Annotated in this window: 7 protein-coding genes; 4 read left to right on the top strand and 3 right to left on the bottom strand. The window is 62.9% G+C overall.

The window, feature by feature from the left end:
* A partial coding sequence (locus tag ABYV89_RS10330; RefSeq protein ID WP_432822874.1) for a cysteine hydrolase family protein occupies window positions 1-472 on the top strand: 472 nt, incomplete at its 5' end.
* 65 nt (window positions 473-537) lie between these two features.
* Here the strand turns inward: ABYV89_RS10330 and ABYV89_RS10325 are convergent.
* From ABYV89_RS10325 to ABYV89_RS10315, 3 genes are all read right to left on the bottom strand, one after another.
* Window positions 538-3,720, bottom strand: coding sequence for a DUF748 domain-containing protein (locus tag ABYV89_RS10325; protein WP_432822873.1), 3,183 nt, complete (start codon window positions 3,718-3,720; stop codon window positions 538-540).
* 81 nt (window positions 3,721-3,801) lie between these two features.
* Window positions 3,802-5,100, bottom strand: a complete 1,299-nt coding sequence (locus ABYV89_RS10320; RefSeq protein ID WP_432822872.1) for a sensor histidine kinase — start codon at window positions 5,098-5,100, stop codon at window positions 3,802-3,804.
* Window positions 5,101-5,183: 83 nt separating this feature from the next.
* Window positions 5,184-6,098: an RluA family pseudouridine synthase gene (locus tag ABYV89_RS10315; RefSeq protein WP_432822871.1), complete on the bottom strand. Its 915-nt coding sequence runs from the start codon at window positions 6,096-6,098 to the stop codon at window positions 5,184-5,186.
* Window positions 6,099-6,255: 157 nt separating this feature from the next.
* Here ABYV89_RS10315 and smc point away from each other — a divergent pair, with 157 nt between their 5' ends.
* The 3 genes from smc to ABYV89_RS10300 form a co-directional block, all read left to right on the top strand.
* Window positions 6,256-9,798 carry a chromosome segregation protein SMC gene (gene smc, locus ABYV89_RS10310; protein ID WP_432822870.1) on the top strand — a complete coding sequence of 1,181 codons (3,543 nt, stop codon included), beginning with the start codon at window positions 6,256-6,258 and terminating at the stop codon, window positions 9,796-9,798.
* Entirely contained in the window at window positions 9,788-10,147 is a 360-nt protein-coding gene (locus tag ABYV89_RS10305) for a roadblock/LC7 domain-containing protein (protein WP_432822869.1), read from the top strand. Before smc ends, ABYV89_RS10305 begins: the two co-directional genes overlap by 11 nt.
* A gap of 48 nt (window positions 10,148-10,195) precedes the next feature.
* Window positions 10,196-10,792, top strand: a 597-nt coding sequence (locus tag ABYV89_RS10300; protein WP_432822868.1) for a signal recognition particle receptor subunit alpha, incomplete at its 3' end; no start/stop codon positions are given.

Genomic DNA, 10,792 nt, shown 5'->3' with positions numbered 1-10,792 from the left:
GGCGGTGCTGGAGGTGCCGCGGGCCCGCCGGATTGTGCCGGCCCTGCAGTCTCGGCTCGCCGAAGCCCGGAGGGCCGGGATCCCGGTTGTGTATGTCTGCGATGCTCACGAGAGTGATGACCGCGAATTCGAACGCATGGGCTGGCCTCGCCATGCCGTGCGCGGTACCGACGGGGCCCAGGTCATCGCCGAACTGGCTCCTGCTGCGGGGGAGGACATCGTCTGCAAGACGACCTATTCGGGGTTTGCCGGTACGGCCCTGGCGCAGGTTCTGGAACGGCTCGGCGTCGACGAACTCATTCTGACCGGCTGCGTCACCAACATCTGCGTCCTTTACACGGCCGCCGATGCGGTCATGTGCGGCTACCGGGTCAGGGTGCCCGCCGACCTGGTGGCCGATCTGGACGAGGCGGACGGGCAGTTCGCCCTGGCCCAGATGGAAAAGGTGCTGGGCGTTAGCGTCGAAAGGTAAGCTGGCTGCGGCGGCTGGAGCAGAACAGGATGGATTCAGCGCGGGCCGGCTTGCACCGGCCCGTTTTATTGGAACAGATCGCCGACGTCGGAGACGACCTTGCCCGGCAGCCCCAGAACCCGCTTGAAGATGCCGAGAACCTTTTCCGAAACCGAAGTGATGGGAATCGGGGTTACCTCGGGGTCGCTGCTGTTCCCCTTGATCTCAAAGTGGGCGGTGATCAGGGCCTTTTCGTCACCGGCCAGCAGCCAGCCGGCGATGGGGATGTTGGTGACCACCTGGTCGACGGTGCGCAGGGGTTTGACCCCGAGAACCATGTCCATGGTGTTCTGGTTCAGGTCGAGGTCGCCGACCAGCGAAAGGTTCATCGAGCTGCTTTCGATAAACAGGTCGCTGGTCGAAAGGGTCCCCTGGTTCAGCGCCGCCGATGCCTTCAGGGTGGAGAAGGGCATGCCTTCCGTGTCCATGTCGGGCAGCTGCAGAGTGAGGATCTGGGAGACGTTGAAAATCGAAAAAACCTTGGAGAGGAACTGGAATTTCCGCAGCACCCCCTTGTCGACGGTAAACGAAAGGCCCCCGTTCGAGGTCTCCAGAAAGCGTTTTCCGGCTATCCCCTCCAGGTAGAAATCACCTTCCAGGGTGCCGCTGACGAGCCCCTTGCGTTGCAGCAGCTCGTGGTAGATGGCAGAGGCGTCGAAGTTTTTCAGGTGCCCGGATATTTTCAGCAGCGGCGGTGATCCCGCCGACGAGTCGACGGCGACATGTCCCAGGCAGCTGCCGCTGCCGGCGTCGAACTGCAGGGGGAAGATGGCCAGCACTCCCCGGCGCAGGGTGATGTCACCCCGGGCATCCTGAAACCGCAGGTTGCCGAGCTGCCCCTTGTGGGCCCTGGCGGCGATGAAAACCCGGGTTTCGTGGTTTGAGCCGGAATTCGCCGCTGGCGGTGCGCCTTCGGTGCGCCGCCAGAGGGCAATGACTTCGTCGATGTTGCCGTAGCCGGCCTCGATATCCAGGGCGACTTCCGGCGCCGAAAAGTTCGTGACCGCTCCCCGCACGGTGGCTTCGGTGCCGCCGTCCAGCCTGACCTTGACCGGATCGAAGAAGATGCCCTGGTGATTGATGACCAGGTGCCCATCCAGCTGGCGCAGATAGGCCTGGTTATTGCGGAAGATCACTTCGTCGGAACGCACCGCCTCGCCTTTGAGCAAAATGTCGATCGACGGTTCCTCGAAGCTGGTGACCCGTGCCAGGATGTCGAGGGGCGAACTGCCGAGCTTCAGGGTCAGGTTGCGCGATTCGGCATGGTCCGGGTAGAGCAGGATTTCGCCGCTGGCGTCGTTAATGTCGGCGATGACCCGGGTCAGGTGGACGCCGACCCGGGTCAGGGTAGCCACTCCTTCGTGGTGCGCTACGGCACCGGCTGTTCCCGTCAGGCGATAGCGCAGGTCGAGCATGCCCCGGGCCACGAGCTTTTCAAGCAGGGGAAGATAGGGGCGGCACGCCTGCAGGTCCAGTTTTTCTGCGGCAATATTCAGGCTGAACGGCTCCTGTTCAAGCAGCGACAGCTCGCCTTGGACGCTCAGGTCGAGCGGTCCCAGCTGCAGTTTCCCCAGCCGCAGGCGGATCTGCGCAGGGGTGATCTCGGCCTGCAGTTCAAGCAGCCCGGGGAGCCCGGCCGGTTTGTTGGCGGCATCGCGATATCGAGCGCCGATATCGGTCAGGTCGGATTCCAGATTGGCCAGCAGCGTCTGCCGGGTTCCGCTGATATTTAGGCGCAAGGGGAGGGGGCCGGTCAGGGTCAATCCTTCGACGGAGGCCTTTGTCGCCATGGTCAGCAGGGAGTGGCTCGGGAGTGAACCGGCCACGGCCAGGCTGAGCGGAAAATCCTTTTCCCAGGGTGTGTCGATGGTGCCGGAAAACCTCAACGGCAGATTTTCGAACTGGGCCTGGCCGTCCGTCAGTGTGAGCCGTCCCTTGTCCCAGGCGGCGGTGGCGGAAATTTTTTCGATATCGTTCGGCTGGTCGAGTTGGAAGCTGGATTTGTGCAGCGACAGTCGAAATTGCAGCGACTCCAGGATTTTCCGTGAATCAGGCAGGTCGGCCTGCGGACACTCCAGTTGCGCCGACTCGAGTTGCAGGGTGCCGGTACGCAGGCGTTGCCATTGCGGCACGGCCTCGCGCAGCGGCAGTATTTCCATCAGGTCCCGCAGCGGCACGGCAGAACTGGCCAGGGTGGCTGAAATCCAGGGGACGTTGTTTCGGGGGCCGAGGGTCAGCTGCCCGCTCAGGGCCAGCTTGTCGATCGCGAGGTCGAGATCGCGGAGGATCAATGTGTCGCCGGTTTGAGCCAGGGTCCCCTGCAGTCGCAACTGGTTTATGCCTCTGGGGGTCGGCCAGACTTTCGGCAGCTGCAGCTGTAACTCTTCGCCGCGAGCGTCGAGTCGGATGTCAAGGCCGGTTGCCAGTGCGCCCTTGACCTCGGTGTGCAGTGCGACTCGTCCGGTGGTGAAGATCTGCCGGGATTCGGGCGCCTGCCAGGCGAGGAGCGATTCGGGGGCGAAATGTTCCAGGTCCAGGGCCAGTTCGAGTGCGCTGTCCTGCCAGTGGCGCAGGTCGTTGGATGGAGTGATGGTTCCCGTGGCGGAAAAAGGGGCGATCTGCCCGTCCTGCGGTAGCGCCCCGCTGATTTCCAGGGCAATGGCCCGGCTTAGCGGCAGACCCCGCAGCCGGGCATTGAGGCCGGCGAAGGCCAGCGAACGGGGGAGGGCATGGCGCCGGTCGGTCAGCAGCAGCGAGCCGTTGCTGATGGTCAGGGCGCGAACCTGGATCTTCTCCAGCCCGTCCAGTCTCGTCGGCCAGGCAGGGGGGGCGGGTTCAGCGGCGGTCGCGGCCGGGGGCAGGTCGACAGTCAGGCGCGGCTGTTTAAGGTCGATTTCCGAAAAGGTGACCTTGCCCTGCAGCAGGGCGTCCCATTCCAGCTTGAGCAGCAGGTGGGCGGCCTGCAAGCCGTCGTTGCGGTCGGCGGTCGGCCCGATGGAAATGTCGGAAAAATCGAATGCGGGACCGCGGGAAAACGAGAGGCGGGCCTTGCCCAGTGAAACCGGGCGGTTCAGTGCCGCTGAAAGGGTCTGCTGTAGTTCGGCCCGGTAGCGGTCCAGGTCGAAGGTGCCGAGAAAGATCGCCAGGGCGATAGTTGCCGATAGCAGCAGCCCGAAAACAACAGTGAGAATGGGATGGCGGCGAAACATTGGATGGTCGGTGCCCGGTTGTTGGTGTTTGCTGATAATTGGATACGGGAGTGTACCCCGCTTTGTCGAAGATGAGAACTGTTAATTTGCCATTTCTGAGGCAATTGGCAGGGGTTCCGGCATCGCCGGCGCTGCCGGCAGGGCGAGGAAAATCGTGCTGCCCCGGCCGGGGGCGCTTTCTGCCCAGATGCGGCCCTGGTGGAGCTGCACGATTTCCCGGGCCAGGGTCAATCCCAGGCCGGCGCCGCTGGTCTGGCGCCGATCGGTGTTGTCGATTCGGTAGAAATCGCCGAAAATCCGCTCCAGTTCGTCGGGCGCCATGCCGATCCCCTGGTCCTTGACCCAGAGACGAACCAGGCCGTTCTCACTGTCGGCGCCGACGATGATGTCGCCCCCCTGCGGCGAGTATTTGACGGCGTTGGAGACCAGGTTGTCCAGAACCAGCGATATCCCGTCCAGGTCTCCCCAAAAAGCCGGGACCTCCTCGGCGACATCGATGCGCAGGTGGTGCCGGCAGGAACCGGTGGCGAATTTTCCTTCCAGGCGGCCCAGCAGTGTGGAAGGCCGCAGGGGGACCATCCGATAGCTTTCACGGCGCGCCTTGAGACGGTTCAGCCGCATGAAGTTGTCGATCTGCTGGTTCAGGCGCAGTCCCTCGCTGAGCAGAACCTGCAGATGCTCCCGCCGCTCTTCCGCCGGAGGATCATTGTCCACCAGGTATTCGGCATAACCGAGGATGGCGGTCAGCGGGGTGCGCATTTCATGGCTGACCGAGGAAAGCATTTCATCCTTCAGCCGTTCCATCTCCTTGGTTTCGGTGATGTCGATGGCGACCTCCAGGCGGACCAGCCGGCCATCGGTCCAGCGGATCGCCTTGTCGATGCACTGGTACCAGCGGTGGTTTGCGGTGTTCTGGAACTCCCATATATATGGCGGCTGCCGCACTCCGGCGACAACCAGTCGGTCATTGGTGCAGAAGTCGCACTGTCCGTTCTGGCCGGTCTGCAGGATGTCGTAGCAGAAGCGGCCCTTCCAGTCGCCGAACAAGAGTTCCCCCTGGCGATTGAGGTAGAGCATCTCACGGGTCTCGAAATCGGCCACGTAGACGACAGCATTCAGGGCGTCGAAGATGGTGCGGATTTCATCGAACTGGGATTTCAGTGCGTTCGTGTAATGGCGTATCAGCAGGTAGAGGATGGCGGCGGTGACCAGCACGTAGAAGCCGCCCTTGAAGGTCTGCAGCCGGCTGAGCAGGTCCGGGTCCCTCACCAGGGCGGCCAGGATGCGGTCGGAAAGAAGGATCCACAGCGCTCCGAGAACCGCATAGATGGTGGCTATCTTAAGGGGGATGTTGTGTGCTGAATGTCGGCTTCTGCCCATGGCGGCTGTCCTGTCCGTGTCTCCGCTCGATCAAGAACCCCCGGTTAACGTTAAAAGTATACCATCGATCCGGTCTTAAATGATCACTGGGGGGATGTCGGCAGGATTTGTCTCTTTTTTGTGCAGAGCGCCTGCGCCAAGGACGGATGCCGGTGCCTTAGAAAGACCGCCAGGTCATCGGGCAGCGGAGAGTCGACCGCAATCGGCGGCCCGCCGAAGGGGTCCGGCAGGGTCAGCCGGCAGCAGTGCAGAAACATCCGCGCCAGTTCCGCTGGTATGACGCCGCCGTAGCGCCGGTCGCCGGCGATGGGGTGGCCGGCGGCGGCCAGCTGCTGGCGGATCTGGTGGGTGCGGCCGCTGTGCAGTTCGAGCTCGAGCAGGGACATGCCCCGGTCGCTGGCGAGGCTCCGGAACCCGGTGGCGGCTTCCTTGATTTTGCCCTTGGCCGAAACCGGCGTGCTGAGCAGCCCGCTGCCGGTCATTTCGCCGGTGACCAGGGCCAGGTAGTGCTTGCCGGTCTGTCCCGCCATGAACAGCTGGCCGAGCCGGGAGGCCGCCTGGCGCCCCTTGGCGAAGAGTACCGGCCCGGAGGTTTCGAGGTCGAGGCGATGCGCCGGGGCGGTGGTAAAGGCCGCCTTCCGCGATTTCATCAGCGCCTCCACCCGTGCCTGCAGGTTGTCATCTTCGTGCCCCTTGCTGCGATGAATCGCCAGCCCGGCGGGTTTGTTGACGATCAGCAATTCCCTGGTCTCGTAGAGGAGGTCGAGTCGCGCCGGCGGCGTCGCAGCGAGCAGTTCCCGCAGCCTTGCGCTTTCCGCCAGGGTTACCTGGTCTCCCGGCCGCAGGACCCCCTCCTCCGACAGCGGCAAACCGTTGCGGAGCACCTTTCCCGCGCGCAGGAGCTGGCGCAGATAACTGCGGGGCGCCGCCGGGATGTTTTGTTCCAAAAAGAAGAGTGCGGAGTCGGATCCGGTTTCTGTGACAGTCCATTCAATCATGCGGGAATAATACAACCGGATCGGGATTAAAGGCAATCCTTCAGGGCCGGCAAACGAGGGTTTTAAGTTCTTTACATGCATGTGTTGACCTTGCTAACATGCCACGCTGTGTTTTTTGTCCCGGTAGCCTGGTTCTGGAGTAAGATTTCCGTCATCAATGAAGATTAAACGGGTAGAAATTCACGGCTTCAAGTCGTTTGTGGATCGTGTCTCCCTCGATTTCGAGCAGGGGATCACCGCTATTCTTGGCCCCAACGGCTGCGGCAAAAGCAATATCGTCGATGCCATCCGCTGGTCGATGGGGGAACAGAATGCCAAAAATCTCCGTGGCCGGTCCATGGAGGATGTCATCTTTGGCGGCAGCGAAACCCGCAAGCCTCTCGGCATGGCCGAGGTCTCCATGGTTTTCGCCAACGAAGACGGGTTGGCCCCGACCGCGTTTCGTGAATATTCCGAAATCATGGTCACCCGCCGGCTGTTTCGCAACGGCGACAGCGAATACCTGATCAATAAGACCCCCTGCCGCCTGCTCGACATCACGGAACTATTCATGGATACCGGGATCGGGGCGCGGGCCTACTCGATCATCGAGCAGGGCAAGATCGGCATGATCCTCAATGCCAAGCCCGAAGATCGGCGCTTTCTCATTGAAGAGGCGGCCGGGGTCACCAAGTACAAGGCGCGCAAGAAAACCGCCCTGCGCAAGATCGAGGCGACCCGGCAGAACCTGCTGCGCCTGGGGGATATTGTCGGCGAGGTGCGCCGTCAGACCAACAGCCTCAAGCGCCAGGCCCAGAAGGCCGAACGCTTCAAGGCCCTGCGGGAAGAACTCAAGGGGATCGAGGTGCGTTTTGCCCGCCAGCGCTTCGCGGCGCTGCAGGAGCAGTTGTCGACCAAGGCCAGCGAGGAGGAGCAGCAGCGCCTGCTGGCCGCCGGTCTTTCGGCCCAGCAGGACCAGGGGGAGCTGCGCCTCGAAGAGTTGCGCCTGCTGCAGGTCGCCGCCGAGAAGGATGTCTCCCGGGCCCAGGAGCAGGTCTTTCACCTGGCCGGCGAAATTCAGAAAGCCGAAGGGCTCAGCGGCTTTGCCAGCAAGGAACTGGACGGCTTGGTGCGGCGCCAGGAGCAGCTGGTCGTTGAACATGAAGAGGTGGGCCGCCGGCTGCTAGAGGTCGATGCCGACGAGCAGCGGCTTACGGAAAACCGCAGCCATCTCGGCGCCGACCTCGACAAGGAGCTGCGCCGGCTGCTTGAGGGGGAGGCGGCGCTCGAAGAGTTGACGCTGCGGGAGCAGGATTTGGGGGTCAGCCTCGAAGAGTCGCGGCTGGCCCTCTACCGGCTGCTGACCGAGCTGTCGCAGATCGGCGCCCGCTACGAAGAATCGAGTCGGCGACGGCAGCAGCTCGATGAGCGTAAAGCCCGCAGCCGCAGCGAAGCGGTCAAGGTTCGCGAACAGCTTGATGAGGCCCGGGAACTCGCCGATTCCCTGCGGGCCGCCCTCGCCGCGTTTTGCGATGCCCGGCAGCGACTGGCCGAGGAGCAGGAAGGGCTGCGGGAGACTCTGGCCAGCCTGCGGCAGCGCATCGAAGAGACCGAAAGGCAGCTGCTGCAGCGGCGCGAAGGGCTCAATCTCAGCCGCTCCCGGCTCGAATCCCTGCGTCAGCTCGAGCGGGATCTCGAGGGGTATGGCAGCGGAATCAAGGCGCTGCTGGCCGACACCAGGTTTCGCGAGCTTTTTCCGGGAACCGTTGCCGACCTGTTCGAGGTGCCCTCCCGTTTTGAGGTGGCTCTCGAGTCGGTATTGGGCGAGCGGCTGCAGGCCCTGCCTGCCGCCGGCCGCGACGATGCGCTGGCGGGGGTCGGATTTCTGCGCGGCCGCGATGGCCGGTGCACCTTCGTGCTTCCCGGTTTTCAGCCTGCATCCGCCGAGGTTCCGGATGGCGCGACGCCGCTGTATGATCTGGTTCAACCGTTGCCTGGCCGCGAAGGGGTGGTCGCCGCCCTGCTGCAGGGGTGTTATCATGTCGACAGTTTCGATCCGTTCTGGCAGGCGTCTCTGCCCGCCGGCATCGCCCTGGTAACCGAGGGCGGCGATATCTTGACCGGCCGCGGGGAATTCACCGGCGGCGGCCGGCAGGGCCTGGGGCAGGGGCTGCTGCACAAAAAGCGCGAAATGAAAGAACTGTCGGTGCTGGTCGGGAGCCAGTCCGCTGAAGTCGAAGCACTTGACGCATTGCGCCTTCAATTCCGGGACGACCTGCGCGAGACGGAAGAGCGACTGCGTGAGGTTGATGCGGCACTGCACCGCCAGGCGCTGAAAGTGGTCGACAGCGAAAAGGATCTCACCCGGCTGCAGGAAAACCAGTCCCGGCTGCAGGATCGCCTCGAAGTCCTCTGTCTTGAAGAAGAGCAGATGCACGATGAGGGCGAAGAGCTGGACCGGCAGCTGGACGAGGACAGCCGGGGCCGCGGTGTCAGGGAGGAGCAGAAGGGCCAGCAGGAAGGGGCCGTGACCCGCCTGCAGGAAGAGCTGCAGGTGCTGCGCCGCGAAGTCGGGATTGTGCGCGAGCAGGTAACGACCCTGAAGGTGTCGGTGGCCAGCATCCGCGAGCGCGAAGACGGCAGCCGCAGCGAACTGGAGCGGCTTGACCGCCTGCGCCAGGAGCTGCAGGGGCGACGGACGCTGATCGCCAGCCGGCAGGAGGAGGCGGTCGGAGAGCAGGAGCGCCTGCACGACGAGAAGGAACGCCTGCGGGTGCAGCTTGAGGTGCTGTTCCGGCGCCATGAAGAAGAGAGGATCAAGGCCGAATCGGTGCGAGCCGGTTTTGAAGAGGGGCAGGGGGTGATCGACGCCCTGGAGCAATCGCTCAAGGAGTTGCGCTCCCGGCACTCCCGGGTCCGCGAAGAGCTGGCCGCCTGCCAGCTGCAGCTGCGGGAGCTGGCGCTCGAATCGGAGCATCTGCAGACGACCATTGCCGAACGCTACCGGGTCGACCTGGTGGATGAAGGGGCGCTGGCCGTCGACGATTTCGACCCGGTTGCCGCTGAAGGCAGGCTGCGGGAGCTGCAGCAGGCCATCGAGGCGATCGGCGAGGTCAACCTGACGGCCATCGACGAGTACCGTGAACTGGATGAGCGGGGCCAGTTTCTCAGCGCCCAGCAGGACGACCTGCGCCAGTCCCTCGACGGCCTGCAGTCGGCGATCAGCAAGATCAACCGCACCACCCGCAAGCGGTTTCGCGAAACCTTCGATCTGGTCAACGCCAAGTTTCAGGAGATTTTCCCCCGCCTGTTCCGGGGCGGTCAGGGCGAACTGAAGCTGACCGACGAGGATGATCTGCTGGAAACGGGAATCGAGATCGTCGTCCAGCCGCCAGGCAAAAAACTGCAGAACGTCACCCTGTTGTCCGGGGGAGAGAAAGCCCTGACGGCGGTCGCGTTGATTTTCTCGATTTTTCTCATCAAGCCGTCGCCGTTTTGCATGCTTGATGAGGTCGATGCGCCGCTCGACGATGCCAATATCGGGCGATTCAACGAAATGGTCAGGGAGATGGCGGAATTCTCCCAGTTTATCATTATTACCCATAGCAAGCGGACCATGGAGGTCGCCGATACTCTGTACGGGGTGACCATGGAGGAACCGGGCGTCTCCAAGCTGGTTTCGGTCCGGCTTAACGAATTCCAGGTGGGACATGGCGTTTAAAAAAATATTGAGCAGGCTGATTGATTCCGTCCCCGGTGCCAATGGCGCCATCCTGGCGGACTGGGAAGGGGAGGCGGTCGACCAGGTGGCTCGTATGGATGATTACGAACTCAAGGTCATCGGTGCCCATAAAGGGGTGATCCTGGCCAACCTGCGGGATGTGGTCCGCCGTCTTGAAGGGAGTGATCTGAAAGAAATTGTTGTGACCTCGGCCCATATGCAGGTCATCATCATGCCGATAACCCCCGAGTATTTTCTGGTATTGACTCTCGAGCGAAGCGACGCCCTTGGGCGGGCCCTGTTCGAGGCCCGACGGTGCGTTATGCTGCTGCGGGATGAAATTATCTGATACGGGTCACAAACTCTGTGGCCCGAAAGAACCTGGAGCTGAGTGCAGATGGAAGATGTTTCCAAGATGTTGAATGAATATTTCGCCCTGCTGGTCAATTGGGTGTCCCAATTGCTGAAATCCGTTGCTGCGCTGCTGGGAGAATACGGCGTCCCCGAAGCGTATCGCGAGATCGGTGCGCTGGGTGTTTTCTATCTGCTGGTAACCCTGGCGGTCGCCCTGTTCATCCTGTTGCTGCTGCGGCTGGGGCGTAAGGGAAAGCGCCCCGCTGAAGCCCGCCCGGCACCGCCGGAAGGGGGCGAGGCGCCCACGGTGGCCGAAGAGGCGCCGGCGCCGGTCTCGGCTGTGCCGGCCGCCGCCGAAATGGCCGAGGTTCGCGAGGAGGCCCCGCCCAGCCTGTTCGAGCGGATGCGCGCCGGTCTGTCGAAAACCCAGAATGCTCTGGTCGGACGCATCGATGCCCTGCTACGGGGGAGCGGAAAGATTGATGGCGATCTGCTCGAAGGCCTTGAAGAAATCCTGATCACCGCCGATTTCGGCATGCAAACCACTCAGGATCTGATTCAGTCGCTGGAGCAGCGCGTCGCCCGGGAGAATCTTTCTGTCGAGGCCCTGCGCAGTGCGCTGCAGGATGAGATCCGCCAG

This window comes from Trichloromonas sp. (assembly GCF_041583255.1).
Lineage (GTDB): Bacteria > Desulfobacterota > Desulfuromonadia > Desulfuromonadales > Trichloromonadaceae > Trichloromonas.
Note: the sequence above shows the minus strand (reverse complement) of the source record. Positions and strands in the feature narration are given on the sequence as shown.